The organism is Kitasatospora sp. NPDC008050 (genome assembly GCF_042957465.1).
Taxonomy (GTDB): Bacteria; Actinomycetota; Actinomycetes; order Streptomycetales; family Streptomycetaceae; genus Kitasatospora.
Window position 1 is genome coordinate 335632 of sequence record NZ_JBIBIJ010000004.1, and the last position, 24959, is coordinate 360590.

Here is a 24959-nt window from a genome sequence, read left to right on the forward strand (position 1 = left end):
TAGCCCAGGGGGCTCACGCGTGGGCGGTGAAGCGGACGGTGTGGCTCCGTCCGGTCGTGATCACCAGCTCGGTGCCGGTGAGGTCCGCCTCCGGATGGGCCGTCAGCCAGAGGGTGACCGCGGCGCCGAGCACCACCGGATCGAGCCGGTCCGGGGCCGCCTCCCAGGCGGGCACCGTCTCGGCCCGCAGCAGCAACCCGGTGCGCAGGCGCAGCAGATGGCGGTCCTCGGCGACGGCCGCGACCGCGACGACCAGGCCCGGCAGTTCGTCCAGCACCTGGCTCAGCCAGTCCAGCGGCGCCAGCTCGGCGCGCGGTTCGGTGCGGGCCAGCACGTCGGCGCCCGGCCGGCGGCGCGGGTCGTTCTCCTCGTCGGTGAGCGCGCGCAGGCCGCGGGGCAGGCCGTCGTGCGAGTCCAGCGGGTAGCGGCGGATCCGCACCCCGTCGGCGGTGACCTCGCCCACCACGTCGTAGGCCGTCGGACGGCCGGTGGCCAGCGGCACCGGGTCCGGGTAACAGCTCGGGCGGGCCTCGCCCTTGGGGGCCTCGATCCCGTCCAGGTAGGAGAAGATGATCTCACCGAGGAGCAGGGCGGAGCGCTCGTGCTCACCGATCGCCAGACCGGTGAGCGCCGCCGCGTCGCCCTGCCGGTGGCGCTCGGCGGCCCGGCGCAGCTGCGGCTCCAGCGGGGCGTGCGCGTCCAGCCGCGGGGCGTTCTGCCCGAAGGCGTAGGTCGGCGACCGCGGGTCCAACTCCTCGCTGCCGGTGGCGCCCAGCAGGGTGACGCGGTCCAGCGCCGCCCCGTACACCGAGACCGACCCGTGGTCGCCGATCACCCAGTCCGCCGCGACCAGGGCGGCCTGCCAGCCGTCCTGCGGCGGAATCAGCATCAGACCCGCCTGCCGGGCCTCGCCGAGCAGCTCCTCCGGCGCGTGCCGGGTCCAGATGTTGGGGTGCAGGACGACGGCCACGGCGTACTCGTCCAGTGGCAGTTCCCGCACGAAGCGCCGCACCAGGTCGAGGTGCTGAGCCAGTAAGGAGTACTTCTTCCAGGTGGAGCTGATGACCACCAGCTTGCGGCCGTCGACGGCACCCAGCCGCCGCCGGTAGCGGTCGCGCACCGGCAGGCTGACCAGCATCCGGTCGAAGCAGTGGTCCCCGACCAGCCGGACGAACGGCACCGCCTCGGGACACGAGTGCCGCAGCCGCTCGATCTGCTCGGGATGGGAGACGCCGATCGCCGCCGGGATCACCTTGCCGTGCCAGGTCAGTTCCCGGCGCGACAGGCCGGCCGGGGAGTGGCTGTCCCCGGTCGTCGGACGCACCAGCCGGTTGTAGCCGACCCCGTGCGGCAGTACGAGCAGTGGCGCGCGCAGCTGGTGCATGGACCGGTTGACGGTGCAGGCCACGGCCAGGTCGAAGCGCCGGCGGGTGGCGTCCCGCCAGGACAGCGGGGTGAAGCCCCGGAGGGAGCCGAGGTAGCCGTCCAGCCCCTCGGCGAAGGCCGAGCCCGGGTTGATCGTGACGTAGAACCTGACCCCCTCCTGCCCGCCGAGCAGCGTGAGGACGTCCAGCACCCGGGTCGCCGAGGTGAGCGTGCGGACCACCGCGAGGACCTCGGCCCTGATCTCGAAGGTGTCCCACTGGTCGTCGTCTCGCCTGGGGGAGAGCAGGCGGGCAAGGAGTCCGAACAGGGTCAGAACCTCCCTAGCAGCGCCGTTGCCATAGCCCCCCACATCGTAGTCAACCACCGAACGGCGGAGTGCCATTCGGGGTTTCCGGGTGCGCCCGCCGTGTCCGGGCCGCCCGGGGTGCGGGGCGGGGAACTCCTGGTGGGTGTGGCGGGTTGAGGTGGTGGCACACGGTCAATCGGGCACAGGTGCGAGCGGAGGAGCAGCGGTGGGGGAGACGACGGTCGGCGGGGGATCCTCGGCGGGGGAGGACCGGACAGTGCCCGGGGCGGCGGCACCGGAGGCAGGGGTGCCGGAGCCGCAGGCGGCGGAAGCAGGGGAGCCGCAGGCGGTGGGTGGGGCGGCGGGTGGGGCCGCTGACCTCGGGTCGGAGGGAGAGGTGCCGCGGGCGAAGCGCCGCACGTCGCGCCCGTTCTGGCAGGAGCTGCCGCTCCTGGTCGGTATCGCCCTGGTGCTGGCACTGGTGATCAAGATCTTCTTCGTGCAGGCGTTCCTCATCCCCTCGGAGTCGATGCAGAACACCCTGCAGCCGGGGGACCGGATCCTGGTGGACAAGCTGACGCCCTGGTTCGGCGCCGAACCGGAACGCGGTGAGGTGGTGGTCTTCCACGATCCGGGCGACTGGCTGAGGGGCGAGAAGGTCAAGAAGCCGAACGCCGTGCAGCAGGCGCTCAGCTTCGTCGGACTGATGCCCTCGGGGGACGAGAAGGACCTGGTCAAGCGAGTCATCGCGATCGGCGGGGACACCGTCGAGTGCAAAGCGGGCGGGCCGGTGCTGGTCAACGGCAAGGCGCTGGACGACAGCTACATCTACCCCGGGAACACGCCCTGCGACGACAAGCCGTTCGGTCCCGTCACGGTGCCCAAGGGCCGGCTCTGGATGATGGGTGACCACCGCCAGGACTCCGGCGACTCGCGCTACAACCAGGACCTCGACGGGGGTACGGTCGGGGTGGACCAGGTGGTGGGCCGGGCGTTCGTGGTGGCCTGGCCGGTCGGCCACTGGGCCACGCTGCCCGTCCCGGCCACCTATCAGCAGAAGTTCACCGCCGCCGCGGCCGGTGGCGCGCCGCCGGTGCTCGCCGTCGCGGGCGCGCTGCCGATCGTCTGGCGCCGCCGTCGGCGCCAGGACGCGGGACCGGGCCAGGACGCGGGCCCGGTGGCCGACGGAGCGTGAGGGTGGCGACGGGCACGGGCCGACGCCGTGTGGGGCCGGCTCGTACCCGCGCTACTCGGACGGAATCCCTGCCAGGAGCGCCGTGCGGTCGACCTTGCCGTTGGGGGTGACGGGCAGGGTGTCGAGCACCGAGATCCGCTGCGGGACCATCACCGCGGGCAGCCGCAGCTCCAGCTCGGCGCGCAGCGCCTCCGCCAGCCCGGTCGTCGCCGCCGGGCCCTCGACGAACAGGTGCAGGGCGTTGCCTGACGCCGTGTCGATCACCAGGGCGACCGCCGCCGCGACGCCGGGGATCCCGGCCGCCACCGACTCCACCTCGCCCAGTTCGACCCGGATGCCGTTGATCTTCACCTGGCTGTCCTTCCGGTGCGAGAACTCCAGTGAGCCGGCGACCAGCCGCACGATGTCCCCGGTGGCGTACATCCGGGCGCCGGGCTCGGGGCTCCACGGATCGGGCAGGAAGCGCTCGCTGGTGAGCCGCGGCTCACCCCGGTAGCCCGCGCTGACGCAGGGGCCGGCGACGAAGGCCTCGCCGAGGACACCGGGCGCGACCGGTTCGAGCTCGCCGTCCAGGAGGTACACCCGGGCGTGCGGCAGCGCCCGGCCGATGGTGGTCCCGGCGGCGTCGATCGGCCCGGCGGTCGCCCAGACCGTCGACTCGGTGGGCCCGTAGACGTTCAACGCGGTCGCGGGCAGTGCCGCCAGCCGCGCCGCCAGGGCGGGCGGCAGCACATCGCCCCCGCACAGCAGGGTCTGCTCCGGGCCGAACCGGGCGCCCGCGTCCAGCAGCAGCCGCCAGCCGACCGGCGTCGCCTGGACCAGCGACGGCCGCACCTCGTTGACCAGGGCGGCGAGCGCGCGCGGCCGGGGCAGCCACAGGTCGGGCGCGATCACGCAGCGGCCGCCGCCGGTCAGCGGCAGGAAGAGCTCCAGGCCCGCGACGTCGAAGGAGAGCCGGCTGCTGAACAGCACCCGCTCGGCGGCGCCCGAGGGCAGCACGCCGGCGATGCCGTCCAGGAAGTGGAGGAAGTTGCGGTGCGTGACCTCGACGGCCTTGGGGCGGCCGGTCGATCCGGAGGTGTAGAGCACGTAGGCGATGTCGTCCGGCTCGCCCGCGGTCACGGGGCCGGCCGCCGCATCCGTGCCGGTCGGGCCGGTCAGGCCGGCCGCGCTGATGACCGGCACCGCGAGTTCGGACAGCGCCTCGTTGTACGCCGGGTCGGCCACCACGCAGGCCACCCGGGCGTCCTCGGCCATGAACGCCAGCCGGGCCGCGGGGTAGCGCCCGTCGAGCGGCACGTAGGCGGCGCCGGCGCCCAGCACGCCGAGGACGACGGCGATCAGGTCGACGCTGCGGTCCAGGCAGACCCCGACGGCGGTGCCGCGGCCGATGCCCAGCCGGGCCAGGCCCGCACTGATCCCGGCCGCTCGTGCCGCCAGCCCCTGGTAGCTCAGCCGCGCGGCGCCGTGGGTGACGGCGGTCCGCTCCGGGTGGCGCCGGGCGGTGGCGGCGAACCGGCGGTCCATCGTGGACCAGGGCCCGGCGGGCGCGGCAGCCGGCTCGGTGGGCCCTGTGGGCTCGGTGGGCCCGGTGGGCCCGGTGGGCCCTGTGGGCTCGGTGGGTCCGGTGATCCCGGCGGGCGCGGCCGGTGGCACGGACCCGGGCGGTCCGCTCCCGGCGGCCGCGAGGTCGAGCGCCGCCGTGCGGTCGCCCGGTGGGCCGCACGGGTGCCAGCCCGGCGGCAGCGCCCGGCCGGTGCGCCAGACCGAGCGCTGGCCGCGGTCGTTGGCGACGGGCAGCCACCTGGCCACGGGCTGCTGCTCGGTCCGGTCAGCCGGTACCCGGTTCGGCATCGTCGGGACCTCCTTCGGGTCGCGCGCGGTAGGCCGCCTGCTGGAGGCCGTACATCCGGGCGTACTCGCCGCCCGAGGCGATCAGTTGGTCATGGCTGCCCTGCTCCACCACGGCGCCCTCGGCCAGCACGAGGATGGTGTCGGCGGCCCGTACCGTGGAGAACCGGTGCGAGATGATCAGCGTCACCGTGCCGCTGCGCTCGGCGAGTTCACGCGCCAGCCGGATCTGCTGCCGGAACACCTCGTACTCGCTGCGCGGGTCCAGCGCGGCGGTCGGCTCGTCCAGCACCACCAGCAGCGGGTCCTGCCGCATGCAGGTGCGGGCGAGGGCGAGCTTCTGCCACTGGCCGCCGGAGAGTTCGACACCGTCGAAGAGCGTGCCGAGCTGGGTGTCCAGCCCCTGCTCCAGCCGCTCGACCACGGCCTGCGCGCCGCCCTGCCCGACGGCCCGGCGCACCTGGCCGAGGTCCTCGATCCGCGGCAGGTCGCCGGTGCCCACGGCCTCGCGGGCCAGGGTCTGGAACCGGACGAAGTCCTGGAACCCGCAGGCGATCCGGGACCGCCAGGCCTGGTGGTCGTGCCGCTCCAGCGGCTGCCCGTCGAGCCGGATGACACCGGACTGCGGCTGGTACATCGCGGTGAGCAGCTTAACGATGGAGGTCTTCCCCGAACCGTGCGCCCCGACCAGGGCGACCACCGACCCGGGCGGGAAGGCGACGCTGACCTCGCGCAGCACGGTGCGCTCGGTGCCCGGGTAGCGGAAGGTCACCGCATCGAGGGCGATGCCGCTCGCCAGCCGCGCGGGGACGGGGACGGGGACGGGGACGGGGTGGGCGACGGGGTGGGCGACGGGGTGGGCGACGGGGTGTTCGGTGGCCGGGGACCGTACGTCAGCGGACCGTACGTCCGGGGGCTGGGTGGTCGCGGCCTGCTCGCGCAGCCACCGCTCGGCGTGGGCGGCGTGCAGGCCGTCCGCCGTCCGGGTGAAGCCGGCCACGGCCGCCTGCACCAGGCCCTGCTGCTGGTTGGTCACCGCGAGCAGCAGCACCAGGTCGCCGACGCCGGCCTGACCGCGGCTCATCCGCCAGGCCAGGTAGCCGAGCGCGGCCGCCGTGCCGAGGACGAAGATCAGGTGCCCGACCAGCAGCAGCACGGCGACCCGGGTCCGGGCCCGCACCCGGATCCGGCTGGACTGCTCCCAGCGCTCCTGGTAGACGTCGAGCAGCAGCTCCCCGGCACCGGTGACCCGCACCTCGGTCGCCGTGGCGGGATCGAGCAACGTGGCGAGCAACTGGTCGGCGATGCGCTGGGGTTCGGCGGCCTGGTCGGCGGCTCGGCGCAGCCTGGCCTGGCCGAGGCGGTTGAACCACAGGGTGGGCAGCGCCAGCGGCAGGGTGGCGAGCAGCAGCGGCGACACGGTGGCGAGCGCGGCCAGGGTGGCGCCGATGCCGAGCACCGAACCGGCCGTCTCCACCGCCGCGGCCAGCGCATCCACCACCACGACGCCCTTGATGACGCCGATCCGGTCCAGGCTGCGCGCGTCCTCCAGGTGCCCGATGCCGGGGATGTCCGAGGTGAGGCGCAGCACCTCCTTGTCGATCCGCAGCCCCGCCAAGGCGCGTACGTCGTTGAGCAGCAGATTGCGCACGTCCTGGACCTGGTTGGCCAGGGCCCAGGCGAGCGCGGTCAGGGCCGCCGCCATCAGCGCGGACCGGCGGTCCCCGGCGAGCACGGCGTTGGTGACCTCGCGCAGCAGCAGGCCCACCACCGGCTGGGCGGCCGCGCCGATCAGGACCGTGAGCAGGATCAGGCAGCAGCGGGCGCGGCTGACCTGCCAGCAGAGCCGGGCGAGGTGGACGAGGACGTTCGGGCGCGCGCTCACCGGGCCGCTCCCGGCAGCGGCGCGTCGGCCCCGGGCGGGGGTGCGCCGGAGAACTGCTGGGCCTGCAGGGCGAACAGCTCGGCGTAGTCGCCGCCCTCGGCCAACAGCTCGTCGTGCGAGCCCAGTTCGGTGATCCGGCCATCGCTCAGCACGGCTATCCGGTCGGCCAGCCGCACCGTGGACAGGCGGTGCGAGATGAGGATCACCGTCGCGCCGCGGGCCGCGCTGATCAGGCGCTCGAAGACCTCGAACTCGGCCTGTGCGTCCAGGTGCGCGGTCGGTTCGTCCAGCATCAGGACGCCGCGGCCCGCGCGCAGCGCGAAGACCGCGCGGGCGAGCGCGATCCGCTGCCACTGGCCGCCGGACAGGTCGGTGCCCCCGGTGCGGGACCTGGACAGCGGGGTGCGCCAGCCGTCCGGCAGCGCGGCCACGATGTCGTCCAGGTCGAGTTCGCCCGCCACGGCGGCGAAGAACGCGTCATCGCCGAGCCGCTCCGGCGCGCCGATCTCGACGTTCTCCCGGATCGACAGGTCCAGGCGCAGGAACGCCTGGCTGACCAGGGCGAGCGAGCGGCGCCACCGGTCGACCGGCCAGTGGGTGATGTCCGTTCCGTCGGCCGTGATCCGCCCGGCGTCCGGTTCCAGCGAGCGGGCCAGCAGCTTGGTCAGCGTGGTCTTGCCGGCGCCGTTCAGACCGACGATCGCCAGCACCTCGCCGGAACGTACCTCCAGGCTGAGCTCCTTGAGGACCGGTCGGGCCGCGTTCGGGTAGCCGAAGCCCAGGTGCTCGAAGCGGAGCAGCGGGGAGGGCGCCAGGGCCTGTCCGGCCCGCTGCCGGGTCTCGGGGGCGGGGCGTGCCGCAGGCACCTGGGGCACGGAGCCCAGCTCGCGGCGGAGTTCGGCGGCGGTCTGCACGATCGGCCGGCCGTGCTCGACGGCGAAGCCGCCGGTGCCGATCCGGCCCAGTGCCAGTGCCGCGATCAGCGCGGTGACGTTCTGCGCGATGACCCCGGCCTCCCGGCCGCTGCCGGAGACGATGCCCGCAAGCCCGAGGAACATCGCGACGGCCGCGGCCAGCAGCGGCTGCCAGGTGCTCCCCAGCGCCCGCCACCGCGCGTCCAGGATCGGCCCCTCCTGCGCCATGGCCGCCGTGTGGAACCGCGCCACCACCCAGGGGGTCAGCCCGTAGACGCGGATCTCCTTCGCGTTCTGCACGCTGCGGCCGAACTGCGCCCAGTACTGGGTGCGTTTGGTCAGGCCGGCCGTGCGCACCCACATCCAGTTGATGCCCACGTAGATCCGGGTGGTGGCCCACCGGCAGAGGATCAGCGCCACCAGGCAACCCAGCGCGAACCAGGGCGCCGAGAGCGCGACCAGCGCCAGGCAGACGGCCCCGCCCAGGGTCTGGCAGAACTGTGCGACGTGACCGACGGCCGCCCAGCCGGCGGTGAAGATCTGCAGCTCGGTACTGGCCATGGTCAGCCGACCGGCCGTCCCGGCGTCGTCCAGGTGGGCGGTGCCGCTCGGGCTCAGCGCCAACGCGCCGATGTCGCGCCGGAACCGGCCGTCGATGAGGCGGGCCGCGTGCATCCGCAGCGGCTCCAGCAACAGGATCACCGCCTGCTGGGCGAGCAGCAGCACGCAGAACAGCACGAGCGCCACCACCGCCGCGCTCCACCGGGCGCCGCTGTGCTGCAGCCGCAGGACCAGCTCCCGGGACACCACGCTGGAGGCCGCCGGCAGCGCGCTGATCCCCGCGGACACGGCGATCAGCGTGGCGAGCACGGGCGTCGGCAGCAGGCGCAGCAGCGGCAGGGCGGCGTACCGGGTGCGGAGGCGGGCGCGGAGGCGGCCTCCGAGGGCGTCGATGACGATCACTTCCCGTGCGGTGTGCAGAGGTCGGCGAGGGCGCGCAGCGGCCACGGTCCGAGCAGGTCGTCCGGGGTGGGGCCGGAGCACCCCAGCCGCTCCAGCCGCTCGATCACCGCCGCCGCCAGGACGGCCCGGCCGCCCTGCTCGGCGTAGCAGGCGTCCAGGTCGACCGGCCCGGGGCCGAGCGCCGCGGCGAGCGCGTCGACGAACCGCTGCTCGGCCGGACTCGCTCCGATACGAGCTTCGATACGAGCTTCGACACCTGCTTCGACACCTGCTTCGACGGAGCCGGTGTTGCCGTGATCGCCGCTGTTGCCGGTGGCGGGTTCCGGGCGCCGGGCGGTGGCGATGGGGGTGGGCGACTGCGGGAGCGTCTCGCACCAGACGAACTCGTGGGGGCAGATGATGTCCCGCTCGTGCCGCAGGGCGGTCAGCAGCGCCGCCCGGAGGTCCGGGCGGCGGTCCGGCCGGTGCGCGGCCGCGCCGGTGACGTGGGCGACCAGGACCGGTCCGCGCCCCGGCCGCTCCCGGACCACGAGGGCGGCGGCCGTGACACCGTCGACCGCGCAGAGCACCCGCGCCAGCGTGGCGGCGTTGACCCAGCAGTGGTCGACCCGCACCCAGTCGTCCTCGTAGCGCCGGACGGGCAGCGCGAAGCGCGCGACGGCCTCGGTGACGGTGGTCGAGGCCAGCCGCGGGTCCTGCGCCCAGGCGATCAGGAACCGCTCCATCCCGTGCAGCAGCCGGCTGATCTCCGCCCGTCCGGCGATGGAGGTGTGGACGACGAGATCCAGCGTCGCCGCACCGTCCTCGGGATAGCTGCGGAGGTAGAGGTCGTTGTAGTCGTCCTGCCACGCGCAGCTGCGCCAGCTGAGCGAACCCGGCCGGTCGGACTGCGTGGTGGCGACGGCCCGGGCGGCCCCGGTGGCCCCGGCTGCACCGGCCGTTTCGGCGTCCTCGTCCGGCGCCGGCCGGCGGTCGTACGCGCTGTCGCAGTTGAAGGAGGTGGCCAGCCGGAACGAGAGCCCGCGGGCGGCTTCCACCTGTGCCCTGGTGTCCCGGCAGTCCAGGTAGGAGTAGCGGGCGTTGCGACTGCCCGCCAGCAGCCGCTGCTGGGTGCGCGCCGCCAGCTCGGCGATGCCGGCCCCGCCCGGGGCCTCGACCTGGACCAGCGCCTCCTGGAAGAAGCACCCGACGGACTGCCTGACCTCGGGGAACCGGTTGGAGAAGTTCATCTTGAACACCACCCGGCTGTTGCCCGACAGAGCGGACAGGGCCAGGCAGAAGGCCGTGGCGAGCAGGGCGGAGGCGTTGGTGCGTTCGCGCCGGCCCAGCCGGTGCAGGGCGGTGAGCAACGGCCGTGAGCGCAGGACGGCCTGGTGGTAGTGCGCCGGATCGGCCTGCTCCGCCGCGGCGGGCCGCGTGGCCGGTGCGACCGGGGCGGCGGGTGCGACCGGGGTGAACCAGGGGAAAGGGGCCGCCGGCAGCTCGTGCAGGACCTCCTCCCAGTACCGTAACGCCCGGGCGTTCAGGGCGGTTTGGCTGCCCAGTGCCTGGCGCCGGGCCTGCTCGGCCGGCTGGATCCCGGTCGGTGGACCGGTCGGTGGACCGGTCGGTGGACCGGTCAGTGGAGCGGTCGGGGCGGGCGCCGGCCGCGCCTCGTCCGCTGGGGAGTCCATGAGCCGTGCCAGGTCCTCGCTGATGATCGGCCCGCTCGCCTTGTCCACGGATATGTGGTTCAACAGCAGGACGACGGTGGCGACCTGGTCGCCGCGCAGGGTGAACCCCACCCGCAGCGGGAGGTCCACGGCCTGGTCCAGGCGCGGTCCGGCCAGCTCGTCGACGACCGCGCGGATGTCGGCGTGGTCGTCGCCTTGGCGGCGGACCGGCACGGGCACCTCGAACTCCTCGCGCACCGACTGGAACGGGATCCCGTGCTCGTCGGTCGGATAGACCGTGCGCAGCGCCTCGTGCCGCAGCATCAGCGCCCGGACCGCCGCGAGCGCCGCGGCCTGCGACACCCCGGCGCGCGGTGCCGGGACGCACTGCGAGGTCTTCACGCTGTCGACCTCGGGCAGCGGCATCCGGTAGATGTACCAGTACATCTCCTGGGACCACATCAGCGGTGCCGGTGGGGGCGGCGGTGCGCCGGGCGAGAGCTCGGCTTCGGCACTCGGGCGACTCTCCAACTGCTGCGACTCCCCATCTGTGCTGAGCCTTCGGCGGATCGGCCGGACCGACTGAACCACTTGAGCGGTTTAGCTGTCAAGGGAGTTGCACCAGATGCTGACGGTGCATCAGGTACGCAAATCCACTCGTGTCAACACCCTTGACCACTTAACCGCTTTAGTGCTCACATGGGGGCTCCGAGACCCCGCGGACTGCCAGGGAGTGCGCCCATGAAGGACCTGCCCGACACGGCCAACCAGTACGACTTCGACTTCAGCAGCCGGCTCATCGCGCAGCAGCCCGCCGAGGTGCGCGGCGGCGCGCGCAGTGCCGCGAAGCTGCTGGTACTGGAGCGCGGCGCGGGCAAGGTGCACCACCGGCGCTTCGACGAGTTGGGCGAGTTCCTCACCCCGGACGACGTACTGGTGGTCAACAACGCGCGGGTGGTCCCCTCGCTGCTGCGTGGCCGGGACGAGCACGGCTCGCCCGTCGTGGTCAATGTCTTCTCCCCGATGGACGACGGAAGTTGGCACTGCCTGGTGCTGCCCGCCTCGACCGCCGCGGTCGGCGCCGAGCTGCGCTTCGGCGAGCAGCGCGAGGTGGTCGGCACCCTGCTGCGCGACGAGGGCGCCGGTGTCTGGCGGATCGGCTTCGAACCCGGCGGCATCGAGGTGCTGGACGAGATCGGCGACCTCGCCTACCCCGACTACCTGGTGGAACGCCCGGTCAACCCCGCGCACTACCAGACCTCCTTCGCCAGCCGGCCCGGCGCGACCCTCTTCCCGTCCGCCGCACGCCACTTCACCCCCGAACTGGTCGGGGCGCTCAAGGGGCAGGGCGTCGGGGTGGTCGAGGTCACCCACTACATCGCGGCGCGCTGGCAACACGGCTACCTGCGCGACTGGTTCGGCGCCGACGTCGCCTGGGCCGAGGGGGCGGACGTCGAGCTGCCCGCCGGTGCCAGCGGCCCCAGCCTCCCCTTCCCGCGCCCCGAGCGCTACGAGGTGTCCACCGGCGCCGCCGACGAGATCAACGACCGGCGCCGGGCCGGCGGCCGGATCGTGGTCTGCGGCACCTCGGCGCTGCGGGCGCTGGAGACCGTGGCGGACGAGCGCAGCGGACGCATCTGGCCGGGGACGGGCTGGACCAACCTGATCCTCGGCCCGGGACACCGCTTCAAGGCCTGCGACGCCTTCCTGACCAACCTGCACATGCCCCGCAGTTCGGAACTCCGGCTGACCTCGGCCTTCACCGGCCGCCAGGAGCTGCTCGACCTCTACCGCGACGAGGTCATCCCGAACGGGTACCTCTTCAACGAGTTCGGGGACTCCATGCTGATCGCCTGAGCGGTGGCGGGGAATGCTCGGCACAACAAGGACACGGAAGGATATGAGAGGAACCCATGGGCTTCCCCAACAGCACCTTCGAGGCGGTCATCCGGGCCGGTCTCGGCGTGCCGGACTCCACCGAGCTGCCGTTCGACGCGCCGCTGACCGAGTTCGGGCTCGACTCGCTGGGATCGGTGAACCTCGTCCTCGACCTTGAGCTGGGGTTCGGCGTGACGATCCCGGACACCGCGCTGCTGCGGCCGCACTTCTACTCGGCCGAGACCCTCTGGCAGGCCCTGGCCGAGATCCTCACCGGGACCGGTCCGGCATGAGCGAGCAGAGCGGCGACCAGCCGGCGCCCGGCGGCGAGCACTGGTCCGGCTACGACAGCGCCTATCTCGGCGACGTCGTGCACGCGGAGCCATTGAGCGGCGGCGCCGCCCACGACGTGCGGCGGGTGACCCTGAGGGACGGCACCCGGCTCGTCGTCAAGGTCTCGGACCGGGTGCCGCCCGACATGTTCCCGATCGAGGCCGAGGGCCTGGCCGCGCTGCGCGAGCAGGGCGGACTGCGCACCCCGGAGGTGATCGAGGCGGGCCCGCGCCACCTGCTGCTGGAGGAGGTGGAGCCGACCGCCCCGCACGCCCCCGGCGTCTGGGCGGAGGCGGGCCGCGCCCTGGCCCGCCTGCACGCGATCTCCGGCACCCGGTTCGGCTGGCACCGCGACGGCTGGCTCGGCCTGCTGCGGCAGCACAACGGCTGGTCCGAGGACGGCTGCGCGTTCTTCGCCGAACACCGCATCCTGCGCTACCTCGCCGAGCCGAACACCGAGCGCGCGCTGGAGCCCGAGGACCGGGCGGGCCTGGCCCGGCTCTGCGAGCGGCTGCCCGGCCTGGTCCCGCCCGCCCCCGCCGTGCTGAACCACGGGGACCTGTGGCACGGCAACCTGCTGGCGACCGCGCGGGGCGAGCCGGTCTTCATCGACCCCGCGGTCTGCTGGCTGTGGGCCGAGTCCGACCTGAGCATGGCCCACGGCGTGGGCGGGATCCCGCAGGACTTCTTCGCCGCCTACCAGGAGCTGCACCCGCTGGCCGACGGCTGGCAGGACCGGATGCCGCTCTACCACCTGCGCGAACACCTCAGCGTGCTGGCGCACTTCGGGCCGAACGAGTACCACGTCACGCAGGTCCGCCGCACCATCCGCCGCTTCGCGGGGTGAGCCGGGGACGGGCCGACCGCGCGTCAGCCCGTCAGCCCGTCAGCCCGTCAGCCCGTCAGGCCTACCGCCTCCGCCAGCAGGCGGTAGGAGTCCAGGAGTGCGGACCGGTCGTAGGTGCTGGTGGTGACCAGGAACTCGTCGGCCCCGGTGCGCCGCATCAGCGCGCCGAGGCGGGCCGCGGCCTGCTGCGGCGTCCCGGCGATGTGCCCGTCGAGCGCCTGCTCGTAGGCGGTGCGCTCGCGCGGGGTCATCGTCCGCGCCAGGATCTCCGCGGCCGGGGTCAGCGGCGGGAACTCCCCGTGGGTGCGGGACCAGGCGCTCGACCAGGCCTCGGGGATCAGCAGCTCCTGTGCCGCCGCGGCCGTCCCGGCCACCGCCACCGTGCCGGAGACGACCACGTACGGTGCCGCGGCCCGCGCCGAGGGGCGGAACCGGTCGCGGTAGCGGTCGATGGCGGCCAGCATCGCCTCCTCGCCGCGCACACCGCCGATGACCAGCGGCAGGCCGGCCGCGGCGGCGATGTCCGCGCCCGCGCCGGTGGCCAGCACGAAGGCCGGCACCGCCAGGCCCTCGGCGGGCCGGGCGTGCACCTCGGGGGCGCTCCGTGCGCCGTCCTGTCCGCCGTCGAAGTAGCCGAGCAGCTCGGTGAGTTGCTCGGCGAAGCGGTCGGCGGCGTCCTTGCCCTGGCCGAGCGCCCGGCGCACCCCGTCGGTGAACCCCACCGAGCGGCCGAGGCCCATGTCGATCCGGCCCGGGAAGAGCGATTCGAGCACCCCGAACTGCTCGGCGACGATCATCGGCCGGTGGTTGGGCAGCATCACGCCGCCGGTGCCGACCCGGATCAGGCTGGTGGCCGAGGCCACCGCCGCGGCCAGTACGGTTGGCGCCGAGCCCGCCACCCCCGGCACGCCGTGGTGCTCGGAGACCCAGAAGCGGTGGTAGCCGAGGCGCTCCGCCTGCTGGGCGAAGGCCACCGTGTCGCGCAGCGCCCGGGCCGGCGGCTGCCCCTGCCGGATCCGGGAACGGTCCAGCACCGAGAGCCGCAGGCTCGCGGCCCCGCCGGCCTCCGGGGCCGGGGCGCCGCTCGCCGAGGTCGCTGTCGTCACGGTCGGGTCAACACCCACCGCCGTCGACCGCATTCCCGCGCCGGTGGGCCCGCCGCGGGAGTGCGGTGGGCCCACCGGCGCGGGCGGTGACGGCGGTCAGTCGACCGGGCGCACCCGGATCCAGGTCTCCAGGTAGTTGGCGCTCTCGTTCTCGATCTCGATGCTGGTGCCGGTGTCCGGCACGATCACGCTGCTGGCCGGGTCGGAGGCGTCCCAGTACTTCCGGTCGTGGTCGTTGAACTCGTCCACGCCGCGCGAGCGCGGGATGGTGGTCAGCGCGTCGGCCTTGTGCAGCTTCAGGCCGTCGGTGCGCCGCGAGCCGAAGGTGGAGTCGTAGCCCTGCATGCGCGGGCGCATCAGGGTGCCGTCGGCCCACTTGAGCGGGGCGGGGTGCGCGTCGATCGGCAGGATCAGGCCGTGGCCCGGGTGGGTGCCGGTGTTGTTGTCGCTCTGCGAGGTGTCCCAGAGCCAGATCAGCAGCCCGGGCTGGTAGGCGTAGTGCTCCACCCAGCCGGGTTTGGCCGCCGAGCCGAAGTTGTACGGGCCGGTGCGCAGGGTCTCGTCGTAGGAGACGTACTGGCGGTTCTCGGCCAGGTAGTACTGGTCGTAGTCCTTGACGAAGCTGCCGCCGATCCGGGAGAAGCCGGTGGCCGTCCAGCCGGCGTCCCCGTTCTCCGCGCCGTCACTGAGGACGGTCGCGCCGTCCGCCGTCACGGCGATGTCGTCCAGCGCCAGGCCGCGCAGGTGCAGGCCGCCGTCGGTGGTGTTGTGGAAGCGGAGCTTGATCGCCTTGCCGGCGTACGCGTCGAGCGGGAAGGCCAGCTGGCCCCAGGCGTTGTTGGTGCTGCCGGTCAGCGCCGCCTTGCCCCCGGCGTTCTTCGGCAGCGCGGTGCCGTTGAACGTGCCCGCCAGCACCTGCCAGGTGGCGCCGCCGTCGGTGGAGACCTCGGCGTAGCCGAAGTCGAAGTCCTGCTCCAGCTCCCACCAGGCCTTGGCCGTCAGGGTGGCCGAGGTGCGGCCGGTCAGATCGAGGTCGCGGGTCAGCGAGACGTCCAGGTTGTCGGCGCTGCCGCTCCACCACTCGCTCTTGCCCGAGTACGGGGTGTTGATCGCGGTGGTGACGCTCTTCTTCGGCAGGTCGACCACCAGCGCCTGCGGGAGCTTGTTGTTGTACTCCACCGGGCCTATGTGGTGCGTGGACTCCTTGCCCGCGGTGGCCTTGTCGTAGCGGAGCCAGCCGAGCTTCAGCTTGCTCCAGACGTCGAGGTCGTTCGGCTTGTCCCCGATGGTGTCCTTGCCCTCGCCCAGCCAGGAGCCGGAGGACATCAGCGACCAGAAGCCCACCGAGTTGTCACCCGGGCCCACCGTGTCGTAGAGGTCGGGCAGGCCCAGGTCGTGGCCGTACTCGTGGGCGAAGACGCCCAGACCGCCGTTCTCCGGCTGCATGGTGTAGTCGCCCACCCAGTAGCCGCTGTCGCCGATCTGCACGCCGCCGAGCTTGTTGCCCGCCGGGCCGCTCTGACCGGTCTCCGTGCCGTGCACGTAGCTGCGGTGCGCCCACAGGGCGTCGGAGCCCTGGGCCCCGCCGCCGGCCGACTCGTCCTCGCCGGCGTGCACGATCTGGAAGTGGTCGATGTAGCCGTCCGGCTGGTTGAAGTTGCCGTCGCGGTGCGAGCCGTAGCGGTCCCACTTGTCGTACTCGGCGAGGTTGGCCTTGATGTCGGTGTCGCTGCGCCCCTTGGCCTTCTGGTCGGCCACCCAGGCGTTCAGCGCGTCGACGATCAGGTCCTGCGCGTTGTCGCAGATGTGCGCGCCGCAGAAGTTGGAGCCGTACCTGGCCTCGTTCCAGGGCACCCGGACCCAGTCGCTGACCTGGCCGTCCACCGAGTAGCGGCCCGAGGACTGCTTCTCGTAGTAGGTCTTCAGCGAGGGCTGGTCCTTGGCGAAGTACAGGTCCTGGTAGTGCTTCTGGTTGTAGTCGGCCTGCCAGGCGGTGGAGTTGTTCGTCGCCCGGTCGGGCTGCGGGATCTTGTTGTGCGCGGGCCCCGGGGTGCCGCCGTACTTGGCACTGCCGTCCGGCAGCTTGGTGGTGCTGTCCACCTGGTCGCCGAAGTCCACCAGGATGGTGAAGATCTTGTCGGTGCGCTCCCGGGCCAGCTCGACGTACTTGTCGCGGCCCAGCTTCACGCTGGTGCTGCTGCCGTGCTGCTCGACCTTCGCGGTCCCGGCGAGCAACTGCTCGGTGGCGGCCTTCTGTTCGGCCTCCACCTTCTCGGTGAGCGGCCCCGGCAGGTCGTGCTCGACCCGGGCGGCCTGGGCGGCGTCCGCGGGATCGGTGACGGCGACCGGAGCGGCGGGAGCCTTGGGGGCCGCGCTGGCCGTGGTGGCGGGCAGCAGGCCCAGCCCGAGCGCGGCCAGCAGCGCGGTGCTGGTGACCGCGGCGGCTGCTCGCCCGGGCGTGTGTGACTTCAGGATCCTGTGCGGCTTCAACGTGGTTGACGTCCTCCCCTTGCCGGCCTGGCCATGAGCCGCCCGGTGAACTGAAACTTCCAAGTTGAGGACATATTTGACCCAAGGAATGGCAAAAATGAAAGACCTTGACCCGGGCATGGCAGGGCGCTACAGTGCGCGAACTCGCCGGTCGACCGGACCCTCACGGCTGCCCCGACAGTGGTGGGCGTACGGTGAATGTCGCCTGACCGACCGGTGGCTGACCCAGGCTCAGTCGCCACACACCGCGAGGAGTCCGATGAAGATCCTGGTTCTGGCGGGCGGATCACACGGTGACGTCGCGCCCTTCACCGGCCTCGGCGCGCGGCTGCGGCAGGCCGGACACGAGGTGGCGATCGCCACCCAGCCGCGGTTCGCCGAACTGGTGGGCGCCGGCGGCCTGGAGTTCCGGCCGCTGCCCGGCGAGCTGCGGCGGGATCTGTCGCCGCTGCGTCAGGCCACGGACTTCGTCCAGCAGATGGGGGAGGGCGTGGCCGCCGCCGTCGCGCCCGGCGCCGACCTGCTGCTGCTCACCGCCACCACCGCCCCGCTCGGCTGGTCGCTCGCCGAGGCCCACGGCATCGCGAGTATCGGTGTGTACCTCCAACCGGTCCATCCGACAGCGGAGTTCGCCCCGGTGGTCGGCAGCGGGCGCTCGCTGGGCCGGTGGGGCAACCGCGCCGCCGGGCAGTTCTCGCTGCGCATGGTGGACCGGGTCTACGGCCCGACGGTCAAGAAGCTGCGCGCGGAACTCGGCCTGCCGCCGATGACCGCCAGGGCCATCCGGCAACGCCAGGAGGATGCCAACTGGCCGGTGCTGTACGGCTACAGCCCGAGCGTGCTGCCCCGGCCCGCGGACTGGCGCGCAGGGCTCGACGTGGTGGGCAACTGGTGGCCCGCCGATGCCGATCTGACGGACTGTCAACTCACGTCTGAGATCGAGGACTTCCTGCAGGACGGTCCGCCGCCGGTGTTCATCGGCTTCGGCAGCATGGGCGGCGGCGAGGGCGAGCGGCTGAGCGAGCTGGCCGTGCGGGCACTGCGCCGGGCGGGGGTGCGCGGCGTCGTGCAGGCGGGCTGGGCGGGCCTGTCCGGCACGGGCGAGGGCATCATCACCGTCGGCGAGATCCCGCACGCGGCACTCTTCCCCCGGATGGCCGCCGTGGTCCACCACGCGGGCGCGGGCACCACGGCAGCGGCGCTGCGCGCGGGCGTCCCCGCCGTGCCCGTCCCCATCCTCGGCGACCAGCCCTTCTGGGCCCGCCGCCTCGCCCAGCTGGGCGCCGGCACCGACCCGATCCCGTTCAAGTCCCTGACCGCCGACCGCCTCGCCGCCGCGATCACCCGCGTCACCGGCGACCCCGTCCACCGGACCCGGGCCACCGCACTGGCCCAGCAGTTGGCGGCGGACGACGGAGCGGGGCGCGCGGTCGAGCTGATCGAGCGTGCGGCGAGGGGCCACTGACGCGGGCGCCTGCGTGCTGCTGAGCGGCGGGCGCGCGACGAGCTGCGCCCGCCGCTCAGCAGGGCTCGGACCCTCTCAGAACGCGGAGTTGGCGAACCAGAGCGCCAGCAGCTCCTCGTCCCCCTGGACCTCGAAGCGCTGGTCGGCCCGGTCCAGTCGGCCGTAGGCGAGCAGCAGCAGGTCCGCGGCGCTCCCGCGCACGGTGGCGTCGGCGGGTGCGTCCGTGGCGCCGGAGCCGTCGAGCCCGGAGTCGTCGAGCCCGAAGCCGTCGAGCCCGGAGCCGTCGAGCCCGAAGCCGTCGGGGCGCAGCCGGACCAGCCAGTCGCGGTCCGCGTCGGTGCAGCTGAACCGGATGGCCTTGTCGTCGCCGCGCAGGTTCGCCGTCCCGGGTGCGAAGAAGGCGGCGAAGGGCAGGTTCACCAGGAACTCGTCCACGCCGTCCACCGCGAGCGCGGTGTCGATCGCCGACGGGACCCCCAGTGCGACCTCGGCGTCCACCCGGTGCACCAGGGTCTCGAAGAGCATCCGGCGGGCCCAGAACCGGGCGTGCTGGTCCGCGCCCCAGGCCCACATCGGCAGGTCGGCCGGGGTGGCGGCGAAGGCGTCCGCGGCCTCGTCCGCGCTCGCGGCCAGCCAGTCGGCCAGGCCCTCGGGCCCGGCCGGCAGGCGCAGCTCCACGTCCCGGCTGGTCGGCCGCTCCTGGAGCCGCTGGCGCAGCAGCACCGAGAACCAGCGCTGCACGCTGCCGGCGTGCTGGACCAGGTCGGCCAGCGTCCAGCCGGGACAGGACGGTACGGGCGTCGTCAGGTCGGCGCCCTTGACCGCCTCGACGAAGCGGGCGGTCTGCGCGGCGACCGCCGCCCGGTGGTCGACAGCGGGGTGGTCGACAGCGGGACGGTCGCCGGGGGCCGACGCGGGGCCCGAGCCGTTCGGTGTGCTCATCTGATGTCCTTACAGGAGGGTGACGGTCCCCGGCCGATCGCTCGGCCGGGGACCGGTATCGTCTCGCAGCCGCGGCGGCGGCCGGTACGGCGGTGGCTCGTTCAGCCGAGCGGCTTGTCCAGCACGGCCTTGGCGTGGCTGAACGTGTCGATCGAGTACTCGCCGTGGTAGCGCCCCATGCCGCTCTCGCCCACGCCGCCGAACGGCAGCTCGGGCACCGCGAGGTGGGAGACGGTCAGGCCGAAGACCAGCCCGCCGGAGGAGGTCTCCGCCGCCAGCCGCTGCTTGGTCTGCTCCGAGTCGGTGAAGGCGTAGAGCGCGAGCGGCTTGTCGCGCTCGTTGATGAAGGCGATCGCGGCGTCCAGGTCGGGCACGGCGATGATCGGCAGGATGGGGCCGAAGATCTCCGCCTGCATCACGGGCGCCTCGGGGGAGACCTCGGCCAGCACGGTCGGCGCGAGGTAGCGCGTGGCGCGGTCGTGGGCGCCGCCGGTGACGATCCGGCCCTCGCCGAGCAGCGCGGTGAGCCGGTCGTGGTGGCGCTCGTTGACGATCCGTCCGTACGCCGGGCTGTCGGCCGGCTCCGCCCCGTACAGCTCCTGCACGGCCTCCCGCAGGTGCGCTTCGAGCGCGCCGGCGCTCTCGCCGATGGCGAGCACGTAGTCGGGGGCCACGCAGGTCTGCCCGGCGTTCTGGAACTTGCCGCGCGCCAGCCGCTGGGCGGTGACCGCGAGGTCGGCGCCGGGCTCGACCACCACGGGGCTCTTGCCGCCGAGTTCCAGGGTGACCGGGGTCAGGTGCTTGGCGGCGGCCGCCATGACGATCCGGCCGACCTGGCCGTTGCCGGTGTAGAAGATGTGGTCGAAGCGCTGCTCCAGCAGGGCGGTGGTCTCCGGCACGCCGCCCTCCAGGACGGCCACCGCCTCCCGGTCCAGGTAGCGCGGCAGCAGCCGGGCCAGCGCCGCGGAGGTGGCCGGGGTGAGCTCGCTGGGCTTGACCACGGCGGTGTTGCCCGCCGCCAGGGCGCCCACCAGCGGCGCGAGGGCCAGCTGCAGCGGGTAGTTCCACGGCGCGATGATCAGCACCACGCCGAGCGGGTCGCGCACCACCTGCGCCTCGGCGGGCTGGAAGGCGCCCGGGACGGCGGCCGGCCGCGGGCGCAGCCAGTCGGCCAGGTGCTCGACCGTGTGGTCGATTTCGTTCAGCGTGAAGCCGACCTCGCTGCGGTAGGCCTCGGCGGCGCTCTTGCCGAGGTCGGCGTGGAGCGCGGCCAGGAACGCCTCGGACTGCTCGGTGAGCAGTGCACGCAGCGCGCTCAGCCGGGCGAGCCGCCAGTCGATCGACCTGGTCCGCCCACTGGTGAAGGTGCCGCGCAGGCGGGCCACCACGGTGGCCGGGTCGGCGGCCACGGCCGCCACCAGGGTGCGGGCCAGCTCGGCGGAGGAGCCCGGGTTCTGGCCGGTGTAGAGGTTGCGGTCGATCACCGTGTGCGGGGTGAACGGCGCGGCCTCGACGAACTCGGCGCCCAGCTCGACCAGGCGGTCCTGGACCAGCCACTTGGCGCGGGCGGCCAGGCCCACCGCCGTCTCCTCGGCGTTGCTGAAGGCGGTCATCCGGTAGCCGGCGAAGGGCCAGCTGCCGTCCTCGCGGCGGGCGGCGAGCAGTGCGGCCGGTGCGTGGCAGACCACGCCCAGCGGCTTGCCCGAGTCGAGCGCCCGGGTGAGCAGCCGGCCGGAGGCCTCGTCCACGGCGAGGTCCTCCATCGGGCCGTGGCCGCCGGGGTAGAAGACCAGGTCGTAGGCGTCCGGGTCGACGTCCGCGAGCTTCGCGGGGTGGGCCAGCTGCGCCCCGATGGCGTCGAGGTAGGTGGCGAGCCACTCGGCCTTCTCCCGGCCGCCGCCCGCGGCGCCGCCGTTGGCCTCGGCGCTCAGGCTGCCCGGGTCGGCGGTGGCGGCGACCCCGCCGGGGGTGGCGATGGTGATCTCGAAGCCCGCCTCGGTGAAGATCCGGTGCGGTTCGGCGAGCTCCTCGGCCCAGTAGCCGGTGGGGTGCGGGGTGCCGTCGGCCAGGGTCCACGCGGTGGCGCCGGTGACGACGAAGAGAGCGGAAGTCATGGTGGTGCTCCAGTGCGGAAGGGTGGTGCGAGATATCGGGTCAGGAGTTGGCGGAGGCGGCGGTGGTGGCGCGGGCGGGCTCGTCGCGCCGCTCGTCGTCCGTCTCCGTCACCAGGGCGAGGTGCGGCCGGTGGTGCTTGCTGAGCCCCACCAGCGCGACCACGGCGGCCAGCAGCAGTGCCACCGCGGCGATCACGAAGCTGAGCGTGAACTGGCTCTCCGCGGGCAGCGCGGCCCCGCCGAGCGCGGCGTAGCCGATCGTCTTGGAGGCGAGCAGCGAGGTCACCACCGCGCTGGCGATCGAGCTGCCGACCGAGCGCGAGATGGAGTTGATGCCGTTGGCGATGCCAGTCTGCTCCAGCGGCACGCTGGCCGCGATCAGCGCGGGCATCGCGGCGTAGCCGAAGGAGATCGCGATGCCGGTGAGCATGCCCGCCATGATCACCGAGGCCTCGGCGCCGTGGCCGAAGGCCAGCCAGGCGAAGCCCGCCACGCCGATCAGCGCGCCCACCGCGAGGGTGTGCCTGGCGCCGATCCGCCGCACCAGCAGGCCGCCGACCGGGGCCGCGGCCAGCGCGATCAGCGCGCTGGGCAGCAGGTACTCGACGGAGGCCCGCAGCACCGAGGCGGTGAAGCCGTAGCCGGTCAGCCGGCCCGGCATCTGGACCAGGTAGGAGATGCCGATGAACTGGGCGAACGAGGCGAAGCCGACGAAGAGCCCGGCCAGGTTGGTGAAGAGCACCTGGCGGTGGACGAACATCCGCATGTCCACCAGTGGCTCGCGCACCCGCCGTTCGATCAGCACCCAGAGCGCGGCCACCACGACGGAGCCGGCCAGTGAGCCGAGCGTGCGGGCCGAGGACCAGCCCCACTCGTGGCCCTGCGAGATGCCGAGCAGCAGCAGGACCAGGAAGACGGCCAGGCTGAGCGCGCCCAGTACGTCGATCCGGCCTCCGGTGGGCGAGCCGCCGTGCGGGACGATGACGGCGACGGCGGTCAGTGCGAGCACGGTCAGCGCGGTGGAGAACCAGAAGACCAGGTGGTAGTTGGGGTGCGCGCCCTGGGTGAGCAGCCCGGTGGCCACCAGCGAGAGCCCGCTGCCGAACGCCAGCGTGCCGCTGACCAGCGCCATCGCGCCGTGCAGCTTCTCCTGGGGCACCTCGTCGCGGATCACCGAGAGGGCGAGCGGGAAGATCGCGGTGGCGGAGCCCTGGAGCACCCGGCCGACGATCAGCAGGGTCAGCGAGGTGGTGGTCGCGGCGATCACCGAGCCGACCACCATCACCGCGAGCACGGCGAGCAGCGTGCGCTTCTTGCCGAACTGGTCGCCGACCCGGCCCAGCAGCGGGGTGAAGACGGCGGCCGAGAGCAGCGCGGCGGTGGTCACCCAGCTGACGCCGGCGGAGCCGGTGTGCAGTTGCTTCTGCAGCAGGGCGAGGATCGGGACGACCTGGGTCTGCGCCATGGCCACGACCATCGCGGCCAGGCCCAGCGCCAGGATCAAGGGGGTGCTGCCGCGCTGTCTGGTGGCGGCGATGGCGTGGCTCATGGGAGGTCCTTCTGCGAACGGTGAAACGGTGACCGGCGCGGATGGCGCCTGGACCATTGATGCCTGCAAGGTTGATGTCCTCAAGCAATGCCATGACGGTAGACCTGAAAGGTTGAGGATGTCAACCAAAAGATTGAGGATCTCAACCAATCTCGCCTACACTCGGCTCATGACCGACCCCGCCACCCCACCTGCTGCCGCCGCCGCGCCCACGCCGGTCGAGCTGATGGACCAGGTCGCCCGGGCCGCGGCCGCCTACTACCGGCACTTCGCCGCCCTGGCGGCCGACCGGGGCCTGACCCTCATGCAGGGCAAGACGCTCAGCCTGCTCCGCGAGCCCCGCCCCATGCGCACCCTGGCCGACCTGCTGGCCTGCGACGCCTCCAACGTCACCGGCATCGTCGACCGCCTGGAGACGCGCCAACTGGTCCGCCGCGAGGTCGACCCGGCCGACCGGCGGATCAAGAAGGTGCTGCTCACGGAGGAGGGCGAGCAGACCGTCCGGCAGATCCGGGCCGAGCTGGTGTCCGGCCTCACCGGCCTGGAGCAGCTCGACGAGGCGGACCGCCACGCCCTCCAGCGGCTGCTGGGGCTGGTCTTCCCCGGCTGACCCCGCCCCGGTGGGCGCAGGGGAGCGTAACCGTGCCCGCACGCCCCGCGTTGAGAGGGTGTGCCGAACCACACCACCCGCCGCTCCCTGCTGGCCGCCGCCTCCGTCGCCGTCACCGCGGCCGCCGTCGCACCCCGTGCGCCGGCCGCCACCGCCCCGAGCCGCCCGGCGCGGGATGCCGGCGACGCGGAGGCGACCGCCCCGATCGAGTACCGGTCCTGGAACACCGCCGCCGACTGGGCCACCGGTACCGCCCAGGGCACCGGCACCGCCGAGGGAACGGGTACCGCCGAGGGAACCGGCGTCCCGGGCGACTCGGGCGACTCGGGGGAGGAGCCCGAGGGCCTGCGGATCGGGACGGCCGCCGGCACCGTCGACTACACCGACCCGCACACCGGCGCGACCGCGAGCTGGGAGTGGGCCAGCTGGACCTCGCCCGAACAGGCGCTCACCGTCCCGGCCTCGCAGGCCGTCGTCTCCTGGAACGCCCACACCCCCGCCGGCAGCTGGCTCGCCGTCGAGCTGCGCGGCAGCTACACCGACGGCACCCGCACGCCCTGGTACGTGATGGGCCGCTGGGCCGCCGGCGACCAGGACATCCGCCGCACCAGCGTCGACGGGCAGCAGGACGGCCGCAGCAGCATCCGCACCGACACCTTCGCCATCGACACCCCGGCGAGCGGGCTGCGCCTGGCCGGCTGCGAACTGCGGCTCACCCTCTACCGCACGCCCGGCACCGCGCTCACCCCCACCGTCCACCGCCTGGGCCTGCTCGTCTCCGACCTGCCCGAGCGCACCGAGGTGCCGCCCGCCGCGCCCGGCCTGCCCGCCGGCCGCGAACTGCCGGTGCCGCGCTACTCGCAGGAGATCCACCGGGGCCAGTACCCCCAGTACGACAGCGGCGGCGAGGCCTGGTGCAGCCCCACCGCCTCGCAGATGGTCATCGCCTACTGGGGCCAGGCACCGACGCCCGCCGACCTCGCCTGGGTCAGCCCCGACTACGCCGACCCACAGGTCTGCCAGGCCGCCCGCGGCACCTACGACCACCAGTACCAGGGCTGCGGCAACTGGCCGTTCAACGCCGCCTACGCGGCGACCTACCCCGGCCTGCAGGCCGTCGTCACCCGGCTGCGCACCCTGACCGACGCCGAGCAGCTGATCCAGGCGGGCATCCCGGTGATCACCTCCGTCGCGTTCCAGCGCGGCGAACTGGACGGTGCGGGCTACGACACCGCCGGACACCTGATGGTGCTCATCGGCTTCACCGCCGAAGGCGACGTGATCGCCAACGACCCCGCCTCGCCGTCCGACGACGCCGTGCGACGCGTCTACCGGCGCCGCCAGTTCGAGAACGTCTGGCTGCGCACCGAGCGCGAGGACGCGAACGGCCGGGCGGCAGACGGCTCAGGGGGCGTCTGCTACCTCTACTGGCCCACCGACCCGACACCGGGTCAGCACCGCGCACTGCGGGACGTGGGGATCGGCTGACCGGG

The 24959-nt window shown here is 73.6% G+C and carries 17 protein-coding genes; 7 read left to right on the forward strand and 10 right to left on the reverse strand.

From position 1 onward, the window contains the following. Window positions 1-13 precede the first annotated feature (13 nt). Window positions 14-1768, reverse strand: a complete 1755-nt coding sequence (locus ACFZB9_RS10635) for a hypothetical protein (RefSeq protein ID WP_391445659.1) — start codon at window positions 1766-1768, stop codon at window positions 14-16. A gap of 130 nt (window positions 1769-1898) precedes the next feature. Between ACFZB9_RS10635 and lepB the strand changes: the two genes are divergently transcribed. Continuing rightward, window positions 1899-2867: a signal peptidase I gene (lepB, locus tag ACFZB9_RS10640; protein ID WP_391445661.1), complete on the forward strand. Its 969-nt coding sequence runs from the start codon at window positions 1899-1901 to the stop codon at window positions 2865-2867. A gap of 51 nt (window positions 2868-2918) precedes the next feature. Here the strand turns inward: lepB and ACFZB9_RS10645 are convergent, their stop codons facing one another. From ACFZB9_RS10645 to ACFZB9_RS10660, 4 genes are read right to left on the reverse strand one after another with little or no spacing between them, the layout of a single operon-like run. Then, a complete protein-coding gene (locus ACFZB9_RS10645) occupies window positions 2919-4721 on the reverse strand; it encodes an amino acid adenylation domain-containing protein (protein WP_391445663.1) in 1803 nt (600 codons plus the stop codon). Beyond that, entirely contained in the window at window positions 4699-6603 is a 1905-nt protein-coding gene (locus ACFZB9_RS10650) for an ATP-binding cassette domain-containing protein (RefSeq protein WP_391445665.1), read from the reverse strand. Before ACFZB9_RS10650 ends, ACFZB9_RS10645 begins: the two co-directional genes overlap by 23 nt. Continuing rightward, window positions 6600-8480 carry an ABC transporter ATP-binding protein gene (locus ACFZB9_RS10655; RefSeq protein WP_391445667.1) on the reverse strand — a complete coding sequence of 627 codons (1881 nt, stop codon included), beginning with the start codon at window positions 8478-8480 and terminating at the stop codon, window positions 6600-6602. The genes ACFZB9_RS10650 and ACFZB9_RS10655 overlap by 4 nt, the downstream gene beginning before the upstream one ends. Beyond that, complete coding sequence (locus ACFZB9_RS10660; RefSeq protein ID WP_391445669.1) at window positions 8477-10663, reverse strand: condensation domain-containing protein; 2187 nt, start codon at window positions 10661-10663, stop codon at window positions 8477-8479. The genes ACFZB9_RS10655 and ACFZB9_RS10660 overlap by 4 nt, the downstream gene beginning before the upstream one ends. 210 nt (window positions 10664-10873) lie before the next feature. On the opposite strand from ACFZB9_RS10660, the gene ACFZB9_RS10665 reads away from it, so the two are divergent. Genes ACFZB9_RS10665 through ACFZB9_RS10675 form a run of 3 tightly spaced genes read left to right on the forward strand, consistent with a single transcriptional unit; the run spans window position 10874 to window position 13190 of the window. After that, window positions 10874-11989: an S-adenosylmethionine:tRNA ribosyltransferase-isomerase gene (locus tag ACFZB9_RS10665; protein WP_391445671.1), complete on the forward strand. Its 1116-nt coding sequence runs from the start codon at window positions 10874-10876 to the stop codon at window positions 11987-11989. 56 nt (window positions 11990-12045) lie between these two features. After that, a complete protein-coding gene (locus ACFZB9_RS10670) occupies window positions 12046-12303 on the forward strand; it encodes a phosphopantetheine-binding protein (protein WP_391445673.1) in 258 nt (85 codons plus the stop codon). Beyond that, window positions 12300-13190, forward strand: coding sequence for a fructosamine kinase family protein (locus ACFZB9_RS10675; RefSeq protein WP_391445675.1), 891 nt, complete (start codon window positions 12300-12302; stop codon window positions 13188-13190). The genes ACFZB9_RS10670 and ACFZB9_RS10675 overlap by 4 nt, the downstream gene beginning before the upstream one ends. 47 nt (window positions 13191-13237) lie before the next feature. On the opposite strand, the gene ACFZB9_RS10680 is transcribed toward ACFZB9_RS10675, so the two are convergent. Together ACFZB9_RS10680 and ACFZB9_RS10685 are read right to left on the reverse strand one after the other, a co-directional pair. Next, the gene (locus tag ACFZB9_RS10680; protein ID WP_391445677.1) at window positions 13238-14329 is read right to left on the reverse strand and encodes an MsnO8 family LLM class oxidoreductase; all 1092 of its coding nucleotides are present in this window, start codon (window positions 14327-14329) and stop codon (window positions 13238-13240) included. 63 nt (window positions 14330-14392) lie between these two features. Further along, window positions 14393-16786, reverse strand: a complete 2394-nt coding sequence (locus ACFZB9_RS10685; RefSeq protein WP_391445679.1) for an immune inhibitor A domain-containing protein — start codon at window positions 16784-16786, stop codon at window positions 14393-14395. Between the two features lie 259 nt (window positions 16787-17045). Between ACFZB9_RS10685 and ACFZB9_RS10690 the strand changes: the two genes are divergently transcribed. Beyond that, the gene (locus tag ACFZB9_RS10690) at window positions 17046-18251 is read left to right on the forward strand and encodes a glycosyltransferase (protein ID WP_391445681.1); all 1206 of its coding nucleotides are present in this window, start codon (window positions 17046-17048) and stop codon (window positions 18249-18251) included. A 75-nt stretch (window positions 18252-18326) separates the two neighbouring features. Here the strand turns inward: ACFZB9_RS10690 and ACFZB9_RS10695 are convergent, their stop codons facing one another. The 3 genes from ACFZB9_RS10695 to ACFZB9_RS10705 all read right to left on the reverse strand — a co-directional run bounded on the left by ACFZB9_RS10695 (window position 18327) and on the right by ACFZB9_RS10705 (window position 22856). Beyond that, window positions 18327-19193 carry a maleylpyruvate isomerase family mycothiol-dependent enzyme gene (locus ACFZB9_RS10695; protein ID WP_391445683.1) on the reverse strand — a complete coding sequence of 289 codons (867 nt, stop codon included), beginning with the start codon at window positions 19191-19193 and terminating at the stop codon, window positions 18327-18329. A gap of 101 nt (window positions 19194-19294) precedes the next feature. After that, window positions 19295-21307 carry an aldehyde dehydrogenase family protein gene (locus ACFZB9_RS10700; RefSeq protein WP_391445685.1) on the reverse strand — a complete coding sequence of 671 codons (2013 nt, stop codon included), beginning with the start codon at window positions 21305-21307 and terminating at the stop codon, window positions 19295-19297. A gap of 40 nt (window positions 21308-21347) precedes the next feature. Continuing rightward, a complete protein-coding gene (locus tag ACFZB9_RS10705; RefSeq protein ID WP_391445687.1) occupies window positions 21348-22856 on the reverse strand; it encodes an MFS transporter in 1509 nt (502 codons plus the stop codon). A 169-nt stretch (window positions 22857-23025) separates the two neighbouring features. On the opposite strand from ACFZB9_RS10705, the gene ACFZB9_RS10710 reads away from it, so the two are divergent. Further along, window positions 23026-23466 carry a MarR family winged helix-turn-helix transcriptional regulator gene (locus ACFZB9_RS10710; protein ID WP_391445689.1) on the forward strand — a complete coding sequence of 147 codons (441 nt, stop codon included), beginning with the start codon at window positions 23026-23028 and terminating at the stop codon, window positions 23464-23466. A 60-nt stretch (window positions 23467-23526) separates the two neighbouring features. Then, complete coding sequence (locus ACFZB9_RS10715) at window positions 23527-24954, forward strand: C39 family peptidase (protein ID WP_391445691.1); 1428 nt, start codon at window positions 23527-23529, stop codon at window positions 24952-24954. Window positions 24955-24959: the final 5 nt, after the last annotated feature.